The following is a 22,521-nucleotide window of genomic DNA, read 5'->3' as shown; positions in this document are numbered from 1 at the left end:
AGCCTGCCCCTCGGCGTTTAAGTTTCCCTGAGGCGACATGGCGGTTCGCGAACGCAGTCGTTCCAATCCCCGGGTAGTGCGCTACTTCGGTCTGTTCGCCTGCGCGACGGGCGGCTTGTCGGTGCTGGTTGCCGTGGTGGTGCTGCTGGACTGGGTCTTTGGCACCGGCGACACCGGCGGACTGCTGCCCGGCCGGATCACCATGAAGATCAACACCGCGATCAGCGTAGCCATGATGGGCCTGTCGCTGCTGGCGTCCTGCTGGCCGCGTACCCGCGACACGGTCGTTCCGCGCGTGCTCGCCTTCGCAACGCTGCTGGTGGCCGTCGCGACCCTGGTGCAGATGGTGGGTCGCCTCGATCTGGGCATTGACACCCTGTTCCACCCCGACCGGGGAACCATCGCCGTGGGTCGCGCGCCGGGTCGGATGTCGGAATTGAGCGCCATGTCGCTGCTGTTGTTGGGCCTGGCCGGACTCGTCGCCGGAAGGCCGCGGCTGCACGGTCTCGCGCAGGGCGCGAGCGTTGGCGCCATCGTCATTTCGCTATACGGGCTTTCGATCCTCGGCTACCAGGCGGCGACGCCTTCGGCCGTGACGCCCTTCGCACCGGTTGCCCTGCACGCTGCACTGCTGTTCATCGTGCTGGCGCTGGGCTTGCTGGCGACGCGCCCGGAGGCCGGCCTGATGCGGGTGCTGTCCTCGGACAGTTTCGGCGGCGCCTTGACGCGACGCGTGCTGCTGCCCTCGCTGCTGATCCCGAGCCTGCTGAGTTTTGCCGCGCAATGGCTGCAGTCGAACGCGCTCATTGCACCGCAGACGACGCTGGCGCTGCTGGCGCTGACCTCGGGTGGCCTGGTCGCCTGGCTGATTTGGTCTGCCGGCTCCTTGCTCGATAGGATCGAGCAGCAGATGCGCATCGCGCGCGACCTGCGGCAGGACGCCAACACCGATCCGCTGACGGGGGTAGGCAACCGTCGGGCGTTCGACGGCAGCTTGGGCGTCTCGCTGCAGAAGTGTCAGGCGACCGGCGAGAAGTTCTCGCTGTTGATGATTGATATCGATCATTTCAAGGCCTACAACGACAACCACGGCCATCCCGCCGGCGACGAAGTACTGCGACGAATGGGCGAGGCGCTGTTAGCCGAGCTCCGGCCCGGCGACCTGGCGGCACGCTTCGGCGGTGAAGAATTCGCCGTGCTGCTGCCCAGTATCGACGGCGAGCGCGCGGTCCTGGTCGCCGACCGTATTCGCCTGCATCTGGCCGCCGCGGACTGGCCGCATGACCCGGTCACGGTCAGCATCGGGGCCGCCCAGGCCCACGGCGATGAGACCGCCGTGCAACTGCTGGCCCGCGCCGACGCCGCGCTCTACCGGGCCAAGCGCGGCGGCCGCAACTGCGTCGTGCTTGACGCCTGAGTGCCTTATTCGGGCGAGTAGCCCAGACCCAGGAAAATCGACGTCGTGCTGTCGCGATCGACGATCGGGCTGTTGCTTATTTCCGAGGGCAGCCAGGCGTGGCTGGCGCGTGCGAATACGCTCCAGCGCGGACCCAATGGGCGCTGCACCAGCAGCGACAGGTCCGGCGTTACCGCGGCGCTGCCGCGATAGGCGGCCCGGCCCGGCAGGGCCTCGCCGGCGCGAACGCCGTAGTAGTAGTCGACGATGTCGTCCGACTGCCAGCGCGCCGACACGCCGGGAATGAAGGTGAAACCGCCGGCGCGGAACAGGCCATTCCAGGACAGCGCAGCTTCGTAGCCACCGCTGCGGTCGAGCGCGTCGGCCGACACCGCCGCCTCGATCTGACCCACGTTGGCGACGGTCCATGTCGAGGCGACGCCGAGGTCGAGCGAGAATTCACGGTCGGACATGCCGGCCAGGAACGGCGAATCCTTCGCGTCATAGCCGTCCGTGCGGGCCTGGCCGAAGATCGATATCTCGTGCGTGCCGGTGTCGCGCAGGCGCCAGCCGCCGCGCAGTCCGCGCAGGTAGGCGCGCTCGCCCTCGAAGCGGACCAGGGGCACGACCAGCAGGCCTTCGTCGAGGCCGACATAGGGCGCGTCACGGTCGGCGGCCAATACGCCGAAGGTCCAGCGCGGCGGCGCCTCTTGCTGGGCCAGGACGGGCGCGGCGGCAAGGAGCAGGGCGCAGGCGAGCAGGGACTTGGTCATGGCGATCACCGGTTCGGGGTTGCCCATTGTGAAGGCGAACCGTCGAACCGGTGTGAGCATCGTGTTCAGGGCAGGTTGAAGCCGATCGGCACCAGGGCGTAGGCGCTGATCGGGCGGCCCCGGTCGGTGGCCGGGTGGAAGCGCCACTTGCTCTGAACCTGTTCGGCCGCGGCGCGGTCGAGTTCGCGGTGGCCGCTGCTGGTTTCCACCTGAACCTGCTGGGGCCAGCCCTGTGCGTCCACCAGTACGCGCAGCAGCACGGTGCCGGTGGCACCGCTGCGGAGCGCTTGGCGCGGATAGCGCGGCGGGGGATAGACGTCGTAGGCCAGCGTCGCGACCTGGGGCGGACCGACTTCGAAGCGGTCTTCGATGGGCGGGCCGGGATCGAGCTCGACCGCCGGCTCCGTCCCCTGGTCCAGGACCGGTGCGGTGTCGAGCGCCGGGACCTGCGGCACGACCGGCTGCGCGCTGGGGCGCGGGCGCGGCTCGGGCCGGACTGGCGGCTTGTCGGGCGCCGGCATCACCGGGATTTCTACCGGCGGCACGTATTCTGGAATCACCACAAGCTCCGCCTGTGGCGGCTTGGCCGGCGGCGTCCAGGTGCTGGGCACCAGCAATACCGCGAACACCGCGGCGTGGATGGCGATGGCCAGGGTATTGCCGGCGATGCGCTTGGCATCGATGGCATCGAAGGGCGAGGGCTGGGACAGGCTGCGCTGGATCATGGAACACCTCCGTGCGGGGTTTGCACTGCCTTCAACGCGCCGGGCGGGGGAACGGGGTTGAAGTCACCCTCACGCAGCGACAGGCTAGGATGGAGGCCCTGCCGGAGGACGCCATGACCGCCAACCTGTTTGCCCGCCCCGCCTGCGCGGCGCTGTTCCTGGTCGCCCTGATGGCCGGGGTGGGCTGCGCGCGCGAAGACGGTGGAGACGAGGCCCGGCAGGCGGTGCCCACCGAGTCGGCATCGGATGCCCAGAAGGTAGACCGCACCTGGCTGGGCGTACTGCCCTGCGCCGATTGCGATGGCATCGAGACCCGGCTGCAGCTGCGCACCGATCCGGACGGCGGCCGCTATCTGCTGGAGGAAACCTACCTGGGCGGTCCCGGCCAGAACCGTTTCGTGCAGGAAGGCGATTGGCGTGAAGAAAGCACGGTGATCGACGGCGCCGACGCCGTGGTCTATCGAATCGATCCCGAGGGTGCGGGGCGCTGGTTCTGGCTGCAGGACGACGGTGGACTGGAGATGCTCGATAGCGAGGCGCAGCCCAGCGCCGACGGCCTGGCCTACCGTCTGCAGCGGCTCTGACCTTTTGCGGCGATCAGCGTGCGGTGTAGCCGCCGTCGATCGCCAGCTCGGCGCCGGTGATGAACTTCGACTCGTCCGAGGCCAGATAGACGATGCCCCAGGCGATGTCGTCGACCTCGCCCATGTGACCCAGCGGATGCAGCAAGCCGACCTCGCGCCGTGCCGCATCAACGTCGGCGGCACCGCTGGCTTTGAGATGGGCCTCGACCATCGGCGTCCAGATGAAGCCCGGATGCACCGAGTTCACGCGGATGCGATCGGGCGCATAGCACAGCGCGTCGGTCTTGCTCATCAGCCGAACCGCGCCCTTGGACGCGTGGTAGGCCGGAATGTCAGGCGCGCCGACCAGGCCGTAGATTGATGAGAGGTTGATGATGCTGCCGCCGCCGGCCGCCTTGAGGTGAGGGATCGCGTGCTTGCAGCAAAACAGCACGCCCTTGACGTTGACCGCCTGCACCGCGTCCCACTCGGCTTCGGTGATTTCATGGGTCAGCTTGGTCGAGCCGGCCAGGCCGGCGTTGTTGACCAGCACCTGCAGCCCGCCGAACTCGGCCGCGACTTCATCAACGGCTTTCTTGACCGCAGCCTCGTCGCTGACGTCTACATGCCAGTAGCGCGCCTGCGCCCCCTTGGCGCGCAGGGAGGCCGCTAGGGCCTCGCCTTCGGCGTCGTGTAGGTCGAACAGCGCGACCGCAGCGCCTTCTTCCGCCAAGCGCTCGGCGCAGGCCTTGCCGATACCCAGCGAGGCCCCGGTGACGATGCAGCGCTTTCCCTTCACGCGATCCATGGACTTTCTCCAGGTGGGCACGCGTCCGAGTTTGCACCCGTTCCAGCGTGCCGTCGCGGGCCGGGCCGCGCGCCGCCACCGCCGTCTGGGCTGATCCAGGTCAGGGACGCACCGCATGAGCTGGTCCAGCATGGGCACCAGGTCGCCCTGCCGGGGGCCATTCGAGCAAGGAGGACGTCCCGTGGATATCGCCTGGAACGATTTTGGATCACACCAGCTCAGCGGCGTGGCCGAAGCCCTGGATGCTGCAGGTATCGGCACGTCGGCCTCGGAGGTGTCGGATGCACGCCCGGAGGAGGCGGCTGCGCGCGCAGCGGTGGAAGTCGATGCCGTCCTCGTGGCTCGTGGCCTGGACCTTGATCCCGACCAGGTGCCGGCGATGGTGGCCGATCGCCGCATCGCCACGCTGTGCGAGCAGGGCACGGGCGAGGATGCCGGCTGCTATCGTTTCACGTTCTATTTCGGCCAGCGGCGCTTCCGGCTGGTGACCAACGCAGCCGGCGAACCGATCCAGGCCTGAGACGCCACACGCGGCGATGTTCTCGCCGGTAAACTGTGGCGATGATTCCACTGCCCGCCCCTGAAGCCACCCGCCTGACCGTGGCGCCGATGATGGACTGGACCGACCGGCATTGCCGGGTCTTCCATCGCCTGCTGGCGCCCAACGCCAGGCTGTACACCGAAATGGTGCACGCCCAGGCCGTGATCCAGGGCGATCGCGACCGCTTGCTCGGTTTCGACCCGATCGAACACCCGCTGGCGCTGCAGCTGGGCGGCAGCGATCCCGGGCATCTGGCCCAGGCCAGCCGCATCGGCGCCGACTGGGGCTATGACGAGATCAATCTCAACGTGGGCTGTCCTTCGGACCGGGTACAGGCCGGCCGTTTCGGCGCCTGCCTGATGCGCGAACCGGCGCTGGTCGCCGAATGCATCGCCGCGATGGTCGCGGCCTCGCCGGTGCCGGTAACGGTGAAGTGCCGGCTGGGTGTGGACGAAATGGAGGATTACGACGTGTTCTTGGCCTTTGTGGATACGGTGGCGGCCGCAGGCTGCGAAATGTTCCTGGTGCACGCGCGCAAGGCCTGGCTGCAGGGCCTGAGTCCGAAGGAAAATCGTGAGATTCCACCCCTGCGCCACGACTGGGTGCATCGGCTCAAGCGTGAACGGCCCGGGCTGCGCATCGTGCTCAACGGCGGCCTGGCCACGGTCGAAGACAGTCTCGCCGCGCTGGAACACGTGGACGGCGTCATGATCGGCCGCACCGCCTATCACGAGCCCTATCGCCTGCACCTGATGGACCAGGCCATGTTCGCGCCGGGTGCACCGGTGCGCAGCCGCAGTGAGCTGCTGCGATCGCTGCGGCCGTATATCGAGTCGCAGCGCGATCGCGGCGTCGCGCTCAAGCACATCAGTCGCCACCTGCTGGGTTTGTTCCATGGCCAGCCGGGCGGTCGTGCGTTCCGACAGGTGATCAGCGAAGGGGCGCCGCGGCCTGGCGCCGGCTGGGAGCTGATCGAGCGCGCGATGGCGGTCACGGTGCGTGCGGAGCAGGCCGCATGATCACGCGTGACGCCAGCGCCTTCCTCGCCCATGCCCGCGCGCTCGAGCCCGACTTCGGTCCGGCCTGCGCGGCCGCGGCTTTCCTTATTATTCCCGAAGGCTTCGCCCTGGCTGAGCAATCCGCCGCCGACAACGCCTACATGGACCTTTCGGTCGCGGTGGATCCGGCGCGTGCGATGGTGCAGCACCGGGGCCTGCAGCGTGCGCTGTCGGAAGACTTGCCGGTGATCGCATTCCCCGGCGATCCGGCGGCGCCCGACGGTCTGTTTCCCAACAACGTTTTCGCCACGGCGCCCGGGCGACTGCTGGTGGGCCGGATGCGCCACCCGGTGCGCCAGCGCGAGGCCGAGCGGGCCGATGTCCGCGGCTTCTTCCTGGCCATGGGCCGTGAGCTGATTGATCTGCGCGAACAGCCCGGCATCTGTGAACTGACCGGCTCGGTGGTCATTGACCGCGCCCGCGGCATCGCCTTCGCCGGGCTCGGCGAGCGCTGCGATGAGGCCGGTGCCACCGCGCTGCACGAGGCGCTGGGACTGCGCGCGACCCTGATGTTCGATCTGGCCCCGGGCGAGTACCACGCCAACGTGGTGATGAGCGTACTGGCCGGCCGCGCCCTGGTGATCTGCCCGGCGGGCTTTCGCGACCCGGCCGTGGTTGAAGCGCTGGCGGCGCTCTATGCGCCGGCCGTGGTCAGGCTCGATGTCGCCCAGAAAGCGGCGTTCGCGGGCAACTGCATCGCGCTGGCGCCGGGCCGTGCCTGGTTCAGCGCGGCCGGCGCCGCCGCGCTGCGTGCCGACCAGCGCGAAGTGCTGGCCGCCGCCGGCTTCGCGGTGGCTGCAGTACCTTTGGACGAGATCGAGAAGGCCGGTGGCTCCCTGCGCTGCTGCGTGGCTGAAATCTACTGAGCGCTGAACTGTGGGCACAGCCAAGTAATTGAACAGAATAGGGTTCAGATCGGATTCACTGCCTTCCTCCCAGACTTCGCCGCATGGTCCAGCTAGCTAGTGGACCCCCTTGGAGCTAGTATCCCGACGATGCCAACCACCCTTCGCCCCTTGCTGATGCTGATCGCCCTCGTGGCGGTCGCACCCGTGCAGGCCCGTGAGGACGAGGCCCCGCGTTCGAGCCAGCGTGAAGACGCCGGCGCGCGCGTGCGCCAGGTCGAGCGGGACGGGGGGCGCGTGCTGCAGGCTGCGCCGATGCAGCGCGGCGGTCGCCAGGTCTATCGCCTGAAGGTGCTGACGCCGGAGGGCCGCGTCCGGGTCCTGGATGATTCCCGCGCCCGTGAACCCGAACGGCGCGACAGCCGGCTCCAGCGCGCTGATGCCGGACGCCCCGGCACCCTGATCCGTGAACGCCCCCGTGTCCGCAGCGCCGAACCGACTGCCGACGAAGCACCCCGCCCCCCGCGCCGCGACGAGATTCCCAGCGAGCGTGACCGCTACTGATCTGCCTGCCCGCAAGGGACGGCCCCCTGTCGAAAGGAGACGACATGCGCGTACTGCTGGTAGAGGATGAAGCCCCGCTGCGCGAAACCCTGGCGGCGCGACTCAAGCGCGAAGGTTTCGCAGTGGACACCGCCGGTGACGGCGAGGAAGGCCTGTACCACGGCCGCGAAGTCCCGTTCGACATCGCAGTGATCGACCTGGGCCTGCCCAAGATGTCGGGCATGGACCTGGTGAAGGCGCTGCGTGCCGAGGGCCAGAAATTCCCCATCCTGATCCTGACCGCGCGTTCGAGCTGGCAGGACAAGGTCGAAGGCCTGAAGTCCGGCGCCGACGACTACCTGGTCAAGCCCTTCCACGTCGAAGAGCTGCTGGCGCGCATGAACGCCTTGCTGCGTCGCGCGGCGGGCTGGTCCAAGCCCTCGCTTGACTGCGGCCCGGTCAAGCTCGACCTTTCGGCCCAGACCGTCACGGTCAACGGCATCGGCGTCGACCTGACCAGCTACGAATACAAGGTGCTCGAATACCTGATGCTGCACGCCGGCGAGCTGGTGTCCAAGGCCGACCTCACCGAGCATATCTACCAGCAGGATTTCGACCGCGACTCGAACGTGCTGGAAGTTTTCATCGGGCGCCTGCGCAAGAAGCTCGACCCGGAAGGCGAGATCAAGCCGATCGAGACCGTCCGCGGCCGCGGCTACCGTTTCGCCATTCCGCGCGACGAGTAAGCCGCCTTGCGCGGCTGGCGCACACTTTCGCTGCAGGCTCGACAGCTGCTGGCGGCCAGTCTCGCGCTGGTCGCCTTCCTCGGTTTCACGGGCTACGCACTGGATCGCGCATTCGTCGACACGGCGCAGAACGCGCTGCGTGAACGGCTGGCCGACTTGGCCAATGGCTACTTGTCCGGCAGCGAACTCGATCGCGGCCGCGCCTTCATCTCGCCTGAAACGCCCCCCGACATCCGCTTCATGATCCCGGGCAGCGGGCTTTATGCCAGCGTGCGCGGCGAAGGGCTGCGCTGGGAATCGGCCTCGTCGCTGGGTCGTTCGCTGCCGCCGGTGGCATTCCTGGAGCCCGGCGAACGTCGCTTCGAGGGCCCGCTGCGCATCATTGATGCGCGCGGCATGGAGAACAGCGTCTACGCCTACTCCATCGGGGTTATCTGGGAATCAGCCGGTGATTTCCAGCTGACCTTCAGCGTCTACGAGGACGCGGCGCAGATCGAGGACCAGGTCAACGTGTTCCGGCGCGCGCTGTGGGGTTACCTGGGCTTGGCCGCGGGGCTGCTGGTGCTGGTGCAGGTGCTGGTGCTGCGCTGGAGCCTGCTGCCGCTGCGTAATGTCGAGCGCGAGCTGGCGCGGGTGCGGACGGCGAAGAGCCAACGCCTGTCCGGCCGGCATCCGCGTGAACTCGAGTCGATCACGGAATCGATCAACAACCTGATCGAATCCGAGCGCAGCCACCTCGAGCGCAGCCGCAACACGCTCTCCGACCTGGCCCACAGCCTCAAGACCCCGCTGGCGGTGCTCCGCTCGCGGCTCGAGGCCGATGCCAGCCTCGAGGAGCTGCGCGTGGACGTTGCGGCCCAGCTGCAGCGCATGAACGAGATCGTTTCCTACCAGCTTTCGCGCGCTGCACGCAGCGGCCACACGCTGTTCGCCGCGCCGATCGAGATCGAGCCGCGCGCCGAGGAAATCGTCGCAGGCCTGGAAAAGGTCTACGTTTCCAAGGGCATTTTGTGCGAGTTCGAAATCGACGCCAGCGCCCGGTTCCACGGCGAACTGGGCGACCTGCAGGAGCTGATGGGCAACCTGCTGGAGAACGCCTTCAAGTGGGCGAGCAAGCGGGTGCTGCTGATCGTGCAGGTCGAGCCGGCCGCGCCGAACCAGCGTCCCGGCGTCAGCTTCATCATTGACGATGATGGCCCGGGCATCCCGGAGGACGCGGTGGAGCGCATGCTCCAGCGCGGCGTGCGCGGTGACGAGCGGGTGCATGGCCACGGCATCGGGCTGTCGATCGTGCAGGACATCGTGGCCGCCTATCGCGGAAACCTGCAGGTCCAGCGGGCTCCCGAGCTCGGCGGCGCGCGCTTCCACGTGCGCTTCCCGCCCGCGTTCTGATTCAGGCCGCGGGAATCGGCGAGCTGCCGTAGAAGCGCTGAAGGTGCGCCGCTACGGCCGGCATTTCAGCGGCCAGCAGCGCGGGGGCAGAGAAGTGGTATTCACTGGCGACGGCGAAGAACTCCTCCGGCGCCTCGGCGGCGTAGGGATCCATCGGCGTGTGTTCGCCGGCATCCACGCGCGCGCAGAAGGCCCCATAGGCCGTCTGGAAGTCGCGTGCCCACTCGCGCTGCCAGGCGGCCGGCAAGGGCGGCGTGCCGTCCATCGCGCCGTCAAGCGCATCGAGCTTGTGCGCCATTTCATGCACCACCAGCTGGAAGCCGGCCTCGGGTTCGGCCAGATCAGCCTCAAGGTCTTCCCACGAGAGCACCAGCGGACCCTGGTCCCAGGCTTCGCCGGCGAGTTCGTCGTCCCATTCCGCGACCACGCCGGTGTCCTCGTCGTGGTGGCGGCGACGCACGCGGAACGCGCCCGGATAGACGATCACTTCCGACCACCCGCGCAGGCCTTCCTCGCCAAACTCCAGCAGTGGCAGGCAGGCCAGTGCGGCCAGCTGGCGTGCCTGGGCGGGCGCGAGCACCAGTCCCTGGACCGGCGTGATGGCCTTGTGGGCAAGGAAGCGGGCCGTGAGCGCAAACAGCCGATCGCGTCGTGCGTCGTCCAGCCGCGTCAGCCAAGGCAAGTCGGCCAGCAGTCCGGCCGCGTGGTCGGGCGACAGCGCGGGCGGGGCAGGCAGGAATCGTCGAAACAGGGACTTCATGCCCGCATCATTCGGGCATCGCGGGCTTCGGGCAAGGCGAAGGCCTTAGCGGAACATCCCGGGAAGCAGGCTGGGCCAGCGCGGACCGCTGCGAACGCTGCTGCGCGGGCGTACGGGCGCGGGTGCGCCCGGGCGCACGGCGGCGGCTGTGCCTTCCGCGGCAGCCGGTGCCTTGCCGGTGGCGGGCTCGGCCTTGGCGCAGCCCGGCGTCTCGGATTCGACCGACTCCGGTTCGGCAGCGAACGCGGCCGGAACGGCCAGGGCGAGACAAAGGGCGAGCAGCATGCGGTACATGGCGGACACCTGCGGTGGCGGAAAACCTTTGGGATGCCGGAGCAGCCAAAAGGGTTGTGGTCGATGATTCTAACCCTGTTTTCCGGGCCCTGCCGGGATCCCCGGATGCGGCGCTGCAGCATGGCCTGCGGCGCCAGTTTTGCGGCAGAATTCGGCGACCTATGAACGCCGCACTCATTGAAATCACTCGCCCGCTGATCCGCGGTCCCGCGCTGCGCCGCGCCCTGATCGCCGGCGCTCGCCGAGTCATTGCTCAGCGAGAGCAACTCAATAAAATCAACGTCTTCCCTGTTCCCGATGGTGATACCGGCAGCAATCTAGCCTTCACCCTGGGCGGTGTTTTGACCGGCGCGCTGAGTCGCCGTACCCAAGGCGCCGGCGACCTGCTGCGGCGGGTCGGCGAAGACGCCGTGGACGGTGCACGCGGCAATTCCGGCGCCATCCTGGCGCAGTTTTTCACCGGCGTCGCCGAGTCCGTGGGCAGTGTCCGCGCGCTCGAGCCCGACGCCCTGGCCCGGGCCATCCGTGCCGGCGCCGACTCAGCGCGCCAGGCCCTGTCCGAGCCGCGCGAGGGCACCATCCTGAGCGTCATCACCGCCTTCGCCGAGGCCTTGGAACGGCCCGATGGCGGTGACCTGGGCCACTGGTTCCGGCGGGCGCTCGATCACAGCCGGCGCGCGCTGGCGAACACGCCCAACCAACTGCCGGTGCTGGCCAAGGCCGGTGTTGTCGACGCGGGTGCCCAGGGGTTCGTCGACCTGCTGGAGGGCATCGACGAGTTCATCGCCTCCGGTGCGGTGGATCAGGTGGGGATTGCCGACGAACAGCCCGCGGACCTGGAAGCTGCCGAAGGTCACGGCGAGCTGGCCGACGCCGATCCCGAACACCGCTGGTGCAGCGAATGCCTGCTGGTGGGCGACGCGCTGGATCGCGCCGGCCTGCGCGCCGCGATGGCCGAACTGGGCTCGTCCTGTGTGGTCATCGCGGGCAGCCTGACCCGGCTGCGGCTGCATGCCCACGTCGCCAACCCCAGCCAAATGTTTGAATTGGCCGCGCGCTTCGGCCGGGTCGAGGGCGCGAAGGCCGACGACATGCATGCCCAGGCCCGGACCGCCGCCGGCGCTGCCGCGGTAGCGGTGATTACCGACAGCGCGGCCGATCTGCCCGAGGCCGACATGCAGCGCCTGAACATTCATATGGTGCCGGCACGGGTGAGCTTCGGTGACCAGGATTTCCTGGACAAGGTCGGGCTTTCAACGGTCGAGTTCTATCGGAAGCTGCGCAGCGAGGACGTGCTGCCCCGCACCAGCCAGCCGCCGCCGGGCGATTTCCGGCGGCAGTTCGAGTTCCTGCTCTCGCATCATCGCGAGATGGTCTACGTCGGCGTGTCGCGCGCGATTTCGGGCACGCTGCAGTCGGCTGAAACCGCCGCCCAGCGTGGCCATCCCGAGCGCACCCACGTCTTCGATACCGGAAACGTGTCGGGTGGCGAGGGCTTGTTGGTGATGCGCGCGGCAGAAATGGCCCAGGGCGGGGCGGACGCTCCGTCCATCCTGGCCGAACTCGCCCGGCTCAAGCCACTCACCCACACTTGGGCCCTGGCCCGCGATATCCGCCACGCCGTGCGCGGCGGTCGGATACCGTCCTGGGCCAAGCCCTTGGTCGACTGGCTGCGCCTGACGCCGATGGCCCGGATGAAGGCCGGCGGGCGGCTCGGCGTGGTGGGTGGCCTGTTCGGCAAGGCGCGGCAGCCGGAACGTTTTGGCAAGTACGTCGCCCGCCGGGTCGGGCGCGGCCAGGCGCTGCGCGTGATCGTTGGCCACTGTGATGCCGCCCAGGACGGTGCGCGCCTGTTGGCGACGCTGCGCGCGGAACTCAATGTGGCCGAGGGCTGGCTGGTCGAGACCGGTTCGGCGATCGGCGCGCATGCGGGTCCCGGAGCGCTGGTCGTCTCGGTGCAGCCGCTGGCCTGACGGTTCTCGCAGGCTGGCCCATAATGCCGGCATGATCCCGGCCCTCCTGATCCTCGTCGCCTACCTGCTCGGCTCGCTCTCGGGCAGCCTGCTGCTTGGACGCCTGCGCGGGGTCGACATCCGTACCCAGGGCAGCGGCAATGCCGGCGGCACCAATGCGCTGCGCACCCAGGGCTGGAAGTTCGCGCTCGGCACGGTGCTGGTGGACGTCGGCAAAGGCGCGCTGGCGGCTTGGCTGGCGCTGCGCTTCGGTACCGGCGAGGCCTGGCTGCCTTGGGCGGTCGGCCTGGCAGTCGTTTTGGGTCACGTTTGGCCGGTTTTCCACGGGTTTCGAGGCGGCAAGGGCGCCGGCACCCTCGTTGGCGTGCTGCTGGTGCTGTGGCCGCTGTCCGTCGCGGTGCTGATCGGCACCTGGATCGTGGTGCTGGGCATCGGCGGCTACGTCGGTCTGGCGACGATAGTGGCGGCCGCCACCCTGGTGCCGCTGGCGATGCTTACCGGCGCAGATGGCTGGCGACTGGGCTTTTCGATCCTGGTGGCGGTGTTCATCGTGTTCACCCACCGCGCCAATGTGCAGCGCCTGCGGGCGGGCACCGAACCGCGCTTCGAGCGGGCGCGGTTCCTGGCGCGGCGGCGGAACGTGCATGAGTGACCGCGCGCTGTTGGCCCGACTGTGCGACAGCCCGGCCTCGGGCGCGGTGCTGGCGCGGGAGTTGGGCGTCAGCCGCAGCGCGGTGTGGAAGCGGGTGCAGGCACTGCGCGCCGCCGGCGTCGAGATCAACGCGCGACCGGGACAGGGCTATGCCTTGGCGCATCGGCTGCAGCTGCTGGACGGGTCTCGCTTGGCGGATGCGCTGGCGCCAGCCGCACGGTCGGAGCTGGCGGGCCTCGAAGTCCTGTTCGACACCGACTCAACCAATGCACAGGCCCTGCGTGCGCCCGTGCCGGCGCGGGGCTGCCAGGTCTGGTTCGCGGAGCGTCAGTCCGCCGGCCGCGGTCGGCGCGGGCGGGCCTGGGCCTCGCCGCTGGCCGCCCACGTATACCTGAGCATCTCGCGTCGCTTCGAGGGCGGCGTGGCCGCGCTGCAGGGCCTGAGCCTGGCGGTGGGCGTGGCCGTGGCCGAGGCGCTTGCAGCGCTGGGCTATCGCGGCGTGGGGCTGAAATGGCCGAACGACTTGCTGGCCGAGGGCCGCAAGCTCGGCGGCATCCTGGTCGAGGTCGGCGGCGATGCGGCCGGTCCTGTGCGGGTGGTGGTCGGCCTGGGCCTGAACGTCGCGATGCCGGCCGCAGCCGCAAGCGAGATCGACCAGCCCTGGTGTGACCTGGCCGGCTTGTCCGGGGTGGCGCCGGACCGTCAGACGATCTGCGTCGCCCTGCTCGATGCGCTGCTGCCGATGCTGGCGCGCTTTGAGCGCGAAGGCTTGGCGCCCTATCGCGAAGGCTGGGCCCGTCACGATCTGCTGGCCGGGCAGCCGGTGCGGGTGACCGAAGGCGACCGGATTCACGAGGGTATTGCCCTGGGCATCGCCGACGATGGCTCCCTCAGGCTGCGTGCGGCAGATGGCGAACGCCGCTGCCACGCCGGCGAAGCCAGCTTGCGCGCCGCATGAACTGGCTGCTCGATCTGGGTAATTCGCGGCTCAAGGTAGCGGCCTGGGACCCGGTCACCGGTCTTGGTCCGGTGCAGGCCTGGACCCACGGCGCCGCCGACTTCGCCCCGTCCATGCAGCGCTGGCTGACCGGCGTGCAGGCCGGCGACCGCTGCTGGCTGGCGTCGGTCGCCAACTCCGAACTCACCGCTGCGGTGGCCGAGGCCCTGGCCAGCCACGGCAATCCCGCGACGCGGGCGCGTACCCAGCCAGCCTGTGCGGGCGTGCGCATCGCCTACGCTGAACCTTCGCGCTTGGGCGTTGATCGTTTCCTGGCGCTGCTGGCGGCGCATGCGCGCGGCGCCGGGCCCTGGCTGCTGGTGTCTGCCGGCAGTGCACTCACGGTGGATCTTCTCGACGGTAGCGGCCAACATCGCGGCGGGGTGATCGCCCCGAGCCCGGAACATATGCGCGCCGCGCTTGCGGCGCGTTTCCCGGCGCTGGCCTATGCCGGCGGCGAAGCCTGCGATTTCGCCACCGACACCGCCGACGCCATCGCCGGGGGCAGCGTCGGCGCCGCCGTGGGGCTGGTTGAGCGCAGCCATCGCCAGGCGATCCGGCTGTTGGGCGTGGCACCACGCGTTCTGGTTAGCGGCGGCGGTGCGCCGCGCCTGCTGGAATGGCTGGAAATGGAACCTGAATCGGCACCGGGACTGGTGCTCGAGGGTCTGGCGGTCTACGCCGCCAACAAAGAGGACAAGGACGCATGATCCTGCGTGGACTGGCGGTGCTGCTGATCTGCCTCAATCTCGGCGTCGCCGCGTGGTGGCTGCTGCACGCTCCGCCGCAGTTGCTGGTCCCACCGGCCCAGGACGATGGCGTCGGCAGCCTGGTGCTGTTGGGCGAAGCCGAGGCGCCGCCGTCGCCGGACGCCGCCGAACTCGGTGCCGTGCCGGTGCCGTTGCCGGAGCAGCCGACCTGCCTGAGCTTGGGACCGTTCGGCACCCCGGCCGAGCTGCGGGCGGCGATGGCGGCGCTGACGCCCAGCGTCGCCCGCATCCAGTTCCGTGAAGTGCCGGCCACCGCGTTGCGCGGCTATCGGGTCTATCTGCCGGCCGCCGGCAGCCGCGAGGCGGCGCTGGTCACCGCGCGGCAGCTTGCCGCGCAGGGCGTGCGCGACTACTACGTTGTCACCGCGGGCGCGCAAGAAAACACCGTGTCGCTGGGCCTGTTCCGCGACCTGGGCAATGCCGGCAAGCGTCGTGAAGAGCTGGCGGCGCTCGGGTTCCAGGCGATCCTGGAGCCGCGCACCGAGGATGCGGCGCAGTGGTGGATCGACCTGGCGGCCGAACCCGGCTTCGACTGGCGGGCGCTGTTGCCGCGAGCGACCGGCATCGAAGCGCGGTCGGTCGCCTGCGAATAGGCAGGGCGACGCTGCCGGCAGCGCAGGTTAGAATCCGCACCCATGCCGGCATAGCTCAGTTGGTAGAGCAACCGCCTTGTAAGCGGTAGGTCCCCAGTTCGAATCCGGGTGCCGGCACCATCTTCTTTCGCCGCCCCGATGCAGGCATGGCATTCGGGCAGGAATTGCGTTTCTATAGGGACAACGGTCGGCTCGTGATGGCCGGTGGAGTCCGCTTCGCGCATGGGGATCGAAGACGGCATCGAGATCGAGAGCCCCAGGGGCGACGTGCCGGGCACGCCGTCACCGGGACGGCCGGGTGGCGACCACCCGAGTACGCCGTGGCTGCGGCCTTGGCGAACCAGGCATCCGCAGCCAGTGTTGTGGCTGTCTGCGATCGTGCTTGGCACGCTGGGTTTGCTGGTGATGTTGGGCTGGTTGGTGGGCAGTGCCACTATCGTTCAGGCCGGCACCGACTATGTGCCCATGCAGTTCAACACCGCCCTTGGCTGCCTCTTGTCGGCGCTGGCCTTGGGCTTGCTGGGCGCCGGCTGGCCGCGCCGCGCCCTGGTGCCGATGCTTCCGATCGTGGTGCTGGCATCGGCGAGCCTGCTCGAGGAGTACGCCGGGCTGGCGCTGGGGGCCGGAGAATGGCTGCTCACGCATACCATCGTCGCCGAAGGCGTGGCGCCCGGACGCATGGCGCCCAACACCGCCACGGCATTCCTGCTGGCGGCCCTGGCCATCGGGCTGGCGCCGTGGCGCGACACGCAGACGCCCAGCCGCTGGGCCGGAACCTGGGCCTGCGGCTTCATGGTGACGATAGTCAGCATGGTGGTGCTGGTGGGTTACGTGATGGATGTGCCGATACTGCGCGGCTGGGGATCGCACACGCCGATGTCGCTGCTGGGCGGTCTGGGCACGATGGTGCTGGGCGTGGGTCTGGCCTTCGCCGGCATCGGCACGAGTGCCGGCGCGGTCGTCGGCCAGCGCCAGCGGGGCGTATGGCTGCCGCTGGGCGTGGCTACGGCGGTAATCTTGATTTCGTTCGCGGTCTGGTTGGGCACCAGTCGCGACCAGGAGCGCCGCGAAGCGGCCAGTTTGGCGCGACAAATGGATCTGGTCGAGCAGGTGCTGGTCGAAGGCGTGCGCACGCGCGTGGGCGCCTTGGATCGGATGGCAGAACGCATGACACGCGCGTCCGATGCCGCGGCCCGTGAAACCTATTTCCAGCTCGATGCCGATCTATTCGTCCGTGATTTTCCAAGTATGGCTGCTATCGTCTGGACCGACCCGGACGGTGTGGCGTTGAAGGTCTATACCCGACTGGAAAATGCACCGGAGCTGGTGGGGCATCATGTTGACCTGACGGCCGGTCTGGCCGAGCTGTTCCGGCGCGCCGAGGCGGATCGCGCCGGCTCGGCGACCCCGGCTGACGCGTCGGCGGTGATTGATCGCGGCGAGTTGATCGTGCGCCGGGCGGCGCGCGACGGCCAGACCATTGGTTTCGTGGTTTCCGCCATCGAATACCACCGCCTGTTCCCCCAATTACTCAGCGAGGCGACGCCGCAGAGTGCGCTGGTGCTTCGTCGCGACGGTCGCGAAGTGTTCCGCCGCGGCGGCGTCGGCGCGCCGGTGCTGGTGCGCGACATTGAGCTGCTGGGCGCGCCATTGCGCATCGAACTTTGGCCGATTCCGGTGCCCGCGGGTACCGGCAGTTTCGCCAACCTGCTGCTGTTCACCGGCCTTGCCACCGGCGGCCTGCTGGCTTTGGCGCTTCGGCTGGCGGCGCTGGCCCGTCAGCGCGCCGACCAGGCTGAAAGCACCGGCCGGGACTTGGCCGAGCAGATGGCCGGCCATGAGCGGGCGCGCTCGGCCCTGGCGCACGTGGAACGCGAGCTGGGTTTGGTGTTTGAAAGCATCAGTGATGCGTTCTATTTGCTTGATCGGGACTGGCGATTCGTTTTGGTAAACCCCCGTGCCGAACAGATGATGCGACGTGCGCCGGGCGAGTTGGCTGGCCTGCGTGTTTGGGACGCCTTTCCGGAGGCTGTCGGCTCGGAGATCGAGACCCATTTCCGGCGAGCCGCAAGCGAGCGCTGTACGGAAGTGTTCGAAGTATTTTTCGCGCCGCTGGGCGGCTGGTTCGCGGCCCGCGTGTTCCCGCACCCGAACGGACTGGCGGTCTACTTCCAGGACATCAGCGACCGCAAGCGCGCCGAGCTGGCGCTGGCCCGCGCCCAGGCTAGTTCGTCGCGCGCCCAACGCCTGGCCCAGCTCGGGGCTTGGGAGTACGACCTGAGTACGTGTGAGATGCAGTGGTCGGACGACGTGCTGCGGATCTTCGGCCTGGACGGCCAGCGGATGACAAGGGGCCTGCCGGCGCTGCTTGAACGGGTTGTCTATGACGACCGGCTGTCGGTTCAGGAGGCCCATCGCAGCTTGCATTGCGGCGAGCGCGACATGGATCTGGAGTACCGCGTACTGCGTCCCGACGGTGAGACCCGCACGGTGCGCGAAATTGGCACGCTGGTGCGCGATCCGCAGGGCAATCCGTCGTTCGCGGCCGGTGCCATCCAGGACATCACCGAGCGCCGGAGTGCCGAGGACGCATTGCGCGAACTGACCCGGCGGCTGGAGCATTCCCTGGTCCTGAACCGGCTGGTGATGGACAACTCGCTGGACGTTATCTGCGCCATCGATGCCAACGGCCGTTTCAGCCAGGTCAGTGCGGCCAGCGCCGTGGTCTGGGGTTATCCTGCCAACGAGCTATTGGGCCGGCCGGTGGCCGACCTGGTGCACCCGGATGATCGCGGTGCCACCCATCGGGCGATGGCGGACGTGCTGGCGGGCCGTTCCACCCTGGATTTCAGAAATCGGCACATCGCCCGCGACGGCCGGGTGGTGATCATGCAGTGGTCGCTGGTGTGGTCGCCACGCGAACGGCTGTTGTTCGCGGTGGCGCGCGATGTCACCGAATCGGAACGCCAGGCCCAGGCGCTTCGCGATACCAAGGAAAGCCTGCAGCGCGCTCAGCAGGTGGCGCGCATGGGTAGCTGGGAATTTGAAATCGACAGCCAGCGCCTGCAGTGGTCGGACCAGGTCTACGCCATCTTCGGTGCGGCTCCAGATGAATTCGGCGGCGACTTCGAGGCGTTCGCAGCGCGTGTCCATCCGGACGACCTGCCCATGCTCAACCAAGCCCAGCAGGCCACCCTGGCCGGTGGTCCCGATATGGACGTGGAGCACCGGATCGTGCGTCCTGACGGCAGCATCGGTCATGTGCACGAACGTGCGCGACTGGTCAGGGATGAGCTCGGTGCGCCGCGCCTGCTTTCCGGCAGCGTCCAGGACATCACCGACCGAAAGCGCATCCAGGAGCAACTCGAGCGAAACGACCAGATGCTGCGCATCGCCGGCCAGGCGGCGCGACTGGGGGGCTGGTACATCGATGTACTGGAGCGGAGAGTGCATTGGTCCGACGAAGTGTCGGCGATACACGAGCGACCGCCTGGGTTCTCCCCTACGGTGGACGAAGGTATTTCATACTTCGCACCCGAGCACCAGGAACGCATCCGGGAGGTTTTCCGCGCCTGCGTCGAAGAGGGTGTGCCCTACGACCAGCAGCTCGAGATCATCACGACCACCGGCCGCCGGGTCTGGGCGCGTACGCTGGGCCAGCCAGTCTTCGATGTCCACGGCAAGGTGGTGCGGATTCAGGGCGCGCTGCAGGACATCTCCGAGCGAAAGCAGGCTGAGGCTGCGCTGCAGCGAGAGCGCGAGTTCCTCAAAGTCATGCTGGAAAGCCTGGCCGAAGGCATCGTCGCCTGCGATGCCGAAGGGACGCTGACCCTGTTCAACCATGCCAGCCGCGAACTCCACGGATTGCCCGTGGTAGCGCTTCCTGTCGCGCAGTGGGCGAGCCACTACCATCTGTTTCGGCCCGACGGCATCACGCCGATGGCGCCGGACGAGGTGCCGCTGGCGCGCGCGCTGCGCGGCGAGAGGGTGCGCGACGAGGAAATGGTTATCGCGCCGCCGGGCTATCCGCCGCGCACCGTGCTGTGCAGCGGCAAGCAGATACATACGTCGCAGGGCGAGCTGCTGGGTGCCGTGGTCGCGATGCACGACGTCACCCTTCGCAACGCACAGCAAAAGCGTCTGCGCGAGAGCGAGCAGCGCATGCGCACCACGGTCGAGAGCGCCTTCGATTGCATTATCACCATGACCGGCGACGGCCGCATTGTCGAATTCAATGCGGCTTCAGAACGCACCTTCGGATTTACCCGTGAAGATGCGATTGGCCGCGTGCTTTCCGAAGTCATTATTCCGCCCGCGCTGCGTGATGCGCATGAGGCCGGCCTGGCGCGTTACCTGGCAGCGGGGAAATCACGCGTCCTAGGCGTGCGCCGTGAGCTTCGCGCCTTGCGTGCGGATGGCAGCGAGATTGACGTCGAGCTGTCGCTCACGCAAGTTGAGTCGGAAACCGGGCCCGCCTTCACCGCCTTTATCCGCGACATCACGGCGGCCAATCTCGCCCGGAGACTGGACGCGGGCCAACGCGCGATCCTTGCCGGCATTGCCGCCCGCCAGCCTCTGCATGACACCCTGGAGGCGGTCGTGCGCCTGTACCAGCTGCAATATCCTGAGGCGATGTGTTCCGTGCTGCTGCTCGACGACGCCGGCGAACGCGTTCTCAGCGGCGCCGCTCCAGACCTGCCGGAAAGCTATTGCCTGGCGGTTCACGGGCAGCCGATCGGGCCGCGGGCCGGGTCTTGCGGCACCGCGGCCTGGCGCGGCGAGCGCGTCGTGGTGGAAGACATCAGCACGGACCCCCTGTGGGAAGACTATCGCGCCCTGGCGCTTGAGCATGGTCTGCGCGCTTGCTGGTCAACACCGGTGAAGTCCGGCAAGGGTCGCGTGATGGCGACCTTCGCCACTTATTATCGCCAGCAAAGAACGCCGACTGAGGCCGAGCTGATCGTGATGGACAGCCTGGCGGCGATGGTGGCAACGGCGGTCGAACAGGTGGCCGACTACCGGACCCTCCAACTGAGCGAGCAACGGTTCCGGTCGCTGTTCGACGAGCATCCGGATGCCGTTTACGCCATGGATCTTGACGGGCGGTACACGGATTTCAATGGCCGGTTGCGCGGCGCCGGCATGCCCGTCGATAGAATGCACCGCCAGATGTTCGACGCCGGTGTTGCCCCGGAGCAGCGCGAGGTCGTGCGGGCCCACTTCAGTGCCGCCGTGCGCGGCGAGGCGCGGACGTATGAAGCGACGACCGTGCTCGAGGACGGCCAGCGTCTTGACCTGCGTATCACCAATCTTCCGATTGTCGTGGACGGTCGCGTTACCGGCGTGTTCGGCATCGCCCAGGACATCAGCCTGCTTCGCAAGCACCAGCGCGAGCTGGCCGACGCGCTCGACAGCGCCGAGATCAACGGCCAGCAGCTGCGGCGCCTGAGCGACTCGGCCATCAGGCTGAACCGGGACATCGGCGAGGATGACTTCTATCCGCTGCTGGCCGACCTGGCGCGGGAAATTATGGATGCGCACCAGGCGGTGGCCAGCGTTGGCATGGGCGGGCAGAGTCATCAGATCCATGCGGTTTCGCTGTCGCAAAAGTATGCGAAGTGGCGCGACTACGACACGCCTGCCGACAACAGCGGTATCTACGCCATGGTCACCGAAACCAACCAGCCGATGCGCCTGACCCAGGCCGAGCTGGAGCAACATCCGCGCTGGCGCGGCTTTGGCGCCCACGCCAAGGACCACCCCCCGATCCGCGGCTGGCTGGCGGTGCCGCTGGTGGATAGTCGCGGGAACAACATGGGCCTGCTGCAGCTGGGCGACAAGCGCCGCGGCGAGTTCACCGAGAATGACGAGCTGGTGGCCATGCAGTTCGCCCAGATGGCCTCGATCGCGATCGAACGCGCGCATCTGATCGAACGACTGCGCGTTCGCGACCGATTCTTCGATATGTCGGCCGAGATATTCGTTATCTTCAGCCCAACCCAGGGGCGATGGCTGCAGGTCAATCCCATCCTGAGCGAGATCACCGGCTACAGCGCGGAAGAACTCTGTAGTCGCGAAATTACCGATTTCATCCATCCCGATGATCACGGCCCGACGCGCGATCGTGCCCGGCGGCAACAAGCTGGCGTTGCGGTGCCGCTGAGTTTCGAGAATCGCTATGTCAGCAAGCAGGGCAATGTCCACTGGATCGACTGGATTTCGGTTCCCGGCGCGGACGGTCTTGTGTACGGGGTCGGCCGTGACATCACCGAACGCCGTCGCGCCGAGAAGGCGCTGCGCCAGAGCCTGAAGGATCTGGCCAACCGCAATCGCGAGCTTCAGGATTTCGCCTTCATCGCCTCGCATGACCTGCAGGAGCCCTTGCGCAAGATCCGTGCTTTCTCCGACCGTCTGCAGGACCGTTACGCGGATGAGCTGGCGCCCGAGGCGCGCGAATACCTTGACCGCGCCGGCCAGGCGGCTGCGCGCATGCAGACCCTGATTGACGACCTGTTGGCCTATTCGCGGGTAGCCCGCGGCAAGCCTTTCGTCAGGGTGAGCCTGGACAAGGTGCTGTCCGAGGTGCTCGAGGATCTCGAGGCCCGGCTAGAGTCCAGCGGCGGGCGCGTCGAACACGGACCGCTGCCCACGGTGGAGGCCGACCCGACCCAAATGCGCCAGATGTTCCAGAACCTGATCTCCAATGCGCTGAAATTCCGCGCGCCGGACCGCGACCCGCTGGTGAAGATTTCGGCGACCGAGTGCAGGGTTGACGGCGCCGGCGCCTGGGAGCTGCGGATCGAAGACAACGGCATCGGCTTTGAGCCCAAGTATGCCGAGAAGATCTTTGGGCCGTTCCAGCGCCTTCATGGGCGGCAGGACTACGAGGGCACGGGCATCGGCCTGGCCATTGTGCGTCGTATCATCGAGCGGCATCGCGGCACCGTCAGGGCCGAAGGCCGGCCCGGCGGGGGCGCGACATTCATGCTGTTGCTTCCCGCTGGCCAGCCGGCAGATGCGGACGAGCCAGCCCTTAGCGGCCCGGGTCTGGGGTATTCGTCTTGAATTGGGTTAAATTGAACCAGCAATTCG

19 protein-coding genes and 1 tRNA gene are annotated in these 22,521 nt (G+C 68.2%); 15 read left to right on the top strand and 5 right to left on the bottom strand.

The features are described 5' to 3' along the window. Nucleotides 1-37: 37 nt before the first annotated feature. Nucleotides 38-1,417 carry a GGDEF domain-containing protein gene (locus ACYVGY_RS07675; RefSeq protein ID WP_460456876.1) on the top strand — a complete coding sequence of 460 codons (1,380 nt, stop codon included), beginning with the start codon at nt 38-40 and terminating at the stop codon, nt 1,415-1,417. Nucleotides 1,418-1,422: 5 nt separating this feature from the next. Here the strand turns inward: ACYVGY_RS07675 and ACYVGY_RS07670 are convergent, their stop codons facing one another. Both ACYVGY_RS07670 and ACYVGY_RS07665 read right to left on the bottom strand, forming a co-directional pair. After that, nucleotides 1,423-2,169 (bottom strand): MipA/OmpV family protein, encoded by a 747-nt coding sequence (locus tag ACYVGY_RS07670; RefSeq protein WP_460456875.1) that lies wholly within the window; start codon nt 2,167-2,169, stop codon nt 1,423-1,425. A 65-nt stretch (nt 2,170-2,234) separates the two neighbouring features. After that, entirely contained in the window at nt 2,235-2,894 is a 660-nt protein-coding gene (locus ACYVGY_RS07665) for an energy transducer TonB (protein ID WP_460456874.1), read from the bottom strand. 113 nt (nt 2,895-3,007) lie between these two features. Here ACYVGY_RS07665 and ACYVGY_RS07660 point away from each other — a divergent pair, with 113 nt between their 5' ends. Then, nucleotides 3,008-3,478 carry a copper resistance protein NlpE gene (locus ACYVGY_RS07660; protein ID WP_460456873.1) on the top strand — a complete coding sequence of 157 codons (471 nt, stop codon included), beginning with the start codon at nt 3,008-3,010 and terminating at the stop codon, nt 3,476-3,478. A gap of 13 nt (nt 3,479-3,491) precedes the next feature. Here the strand turns inward: ACYVGY_RS07660 and ACYVGY_RS07655 are convergent, their stop codons facing one another. Next, nucleotides 3,492-4,265 (bottom strand): SDR family NAD(P)-dependent oxidoreductase, encoded by a 774-nt coding sequence (locus tag ACYVGY_RS07655; RefSeq protein ID WP_460456872.1) that lies wholly within the window; start codon nt 4,263-4,265, stop codon nt 3,492-3,494. A gap of 181 nt (nt 4,266-4,446) precedes the next feature. Here ACYVGY_RS07655 and ACYVGY_RS07650 point away from each other — a divergent pair, with 181 nt between their 5' ends. From ACYVGY_RS07650 to ACYVGY_RS07625, 6 genes are all read left to right on the top strand, one after another. After that, a complete protein-coding gene (locus tag ACYVGY_RS07650) occupies nt 4,447-4,785 on the top strand; it encodes a DUF6522 family protein (protein ID WP_460456871.1) in 339 nt (112 codons plus the stop codon). Nucleotides 4,786-4,826: 41 nt separating this feature from the next. Next, entirely contained in the window at nt 4,827-5,825 is a 999-nt protein-coding gene (gene dusA / locus ACYVGY_RS07645; RefSeq protein WP_460456870.1) for a tRNA dihydrouridine(20/20a) synthase DusA, read from the top strand. Beyond that, on the top strand, nt 5,822-6,730 hold the full coding sequence (locus ACYVGY_RS07640; RefSeq protein ID WP_460456869.1) for an arginine deiminase-related protein: 909 nt from the start codon (nt 5,822-5,824) through the stop codon (nt 6,728-6,730). Before dusA ends, ACYVGY_RS07640 begins: the two co-directional genes overlap by 4 nt. Before the next feature lie 129 nt (nt 6,731-6,859). Further along, complete coding sequence (locus tag ACYVGY_RS07635; RefSeq protein WP_460456868.1) at nt 6,860-7,273, top strand: hypothetical protein; 414 nt, start codon at nt 6,860-6,862, stop codon at nt 7,271-7,273. A 44-nt stretch (nt 7,274-7,317) separates the two neighbouring features. Next, nucleotides 7,318-7,998: a response regulator transcription factor gene (locus tag ACYVGY_RS07630; protein WP_460456867.1), complete on the top strand. Its 681-nt coding sequence runs from the start codon at nt 7,318-7,320 to the stop codon at nt 7,996-7,998. A 6-nt stretch (nt 7,999-8,004) separates the two neighbouring features. Beyond that, nucleotides 8,005-9,390 carry an ATP-binding protein gene (locus tag ACYVGY_RS07625; RefSeq protein WP_460456866.1) on the top strand — a complete coding sequence of 462 codons (1,386 nt, stop codon included), beginning with the start codon at nt 8,005-8,007 and terminating at the stop codon, nt 9,388-9,390. A gap of 1 nt (nt 9,391) precedes the next feature. Here the strand turns inward: ACYVGY_RS07625 and ACYVGY_RS07620 are convergent, their stop codons facing one another. Further along, nucleotides 9,392-10,150, bottom strand: a complete 759-nt coding sequence (locus tag ACYVGY_RS07620; protein WP_460456865.1) for a M90 family metallopeptidase — start codon at nt 10,148-10,150, stop codon at nt 9,392-9,394. A gap of 45 nt (nt 10,151-10,195) precedes the next feature. Then, nucleotides 10,196-10,444: a hypothetical protein gene (locus ACYVGY_RS07615; protein WP_460456864.1), complete on the bottom strand. Its 249-nt coding sequence runs from the start codon at nt 10,442-10,444 to the stop codon at nt 10,196-10,198. 161 nt (nt 10,445-10,605) lie between these two features. Between ACYVGY_RS07615 and ACYVGY_RS07610 the strand changes: the two genes are divergently transcribed. The 7 genes from ACYVGY_RS07610 to ACYVGY_RS07580 all read left to right on the top strand — a co-directional run bounded on the left by ACYVGY_RS07610 (nt 10,606) and on the right by ACYVGY_RS07580 (nt 22,494). Beyond that, nucleotides 10,606-12,417: a DegV family protein gene (locus tag ACYVGY_RS07610; protein ID WP_460456863.1), complete on the top strand. Its 1,812-nt coding sequence runs from the start codon at nt 10,606-10,608 to the stop codon at nt 12,415-12,417. 31 nt (nt 12,418-12,448) lie between these two features. Continuing rightward, nucleotides 12,449-13,069, top strand: a complete 621-nt coding sequence (gene plsY / locus ACYVGY_RS07605; protein ID WP_460456862.1) for a glycerol-3-phosphate 1-O-acyltransferase PlsY — start codon at nt 12,449-12,451, stop codon at nt 13,067-13,069. Beyond that, nucleotides 13,062-14,027 (top strand): bifunctional biotin--[acetyl-CoA-carboxylase] ligase/biotin operon repressor BirA, encoded by a 966-nt coding sequence (birA, locus tag ACYVGY_RS07600; RefSeq protein WP_460456861.1) that lies wholly within the window; start codon nt 13,062-13,064, stop codon nt 14,025-14,027. The genes plsY and birA overlap by 8 nt, the downstream gene beginning before the upstream one ends. Beyond that, nucleotides 14,024-14,776 (top strand): type III pantothenate kinase, encoded by a 753-nt coding sequence (locus tag ACYVGY_RS07595; protein ID WP_460456860.1) that lies wholly within the window; start codon nt 14,024-14,026, stop codon nt 14,774-14,776. The genes birA and ACYVGY_RS07595 overlap by 4 nt, the downstream gene beginning before the upstream one ends. Continuing rightward, complete coding sequence (locus tag ACYVGY_RS07590; protein WP_460456859.1) at nt 14,773-15,429, top strand: SPOR domain-containing protein; 657 nt, start codon at nt 14,773-14,775, stop codon at nt 15,427-15,429. The genes ACYVGY_RS07595 and ACYVGY_RS07590 overlap by 4 nt, the downstream gene beginning before the upstream one ends. Before the next feature lie 44 nt (nt 15,430-15,473). Further along, nucleotides 15,474-15,549 (top strand) — tRNA-Thr (locus ACYVGY_RS07585). 102 nt (nt 15,550-15,651) lie between these two features. Continuing rightward, complete coding sequence (locus ACYVGY_RS07580) at nt 15,652-22,494, top strand: PAS domain S-box protein (RefSeq protein WP_460456858.1); 6,843 nt, start codon at nt 15,652-15,654, stop codon at nt 22,492-22,494. The last annotated feature ends 27 nt before the right edge of the window (nt 22,495-22,521 follow it).

This window comes from Arenimonas alkanexedens (genome assembly GCF_054781355.1).
The sequence above is the reverse complement of the archived record's forward strand: the minus strand, read 5'-3'. Positions and strand labels throughout refer to the sequence as shown.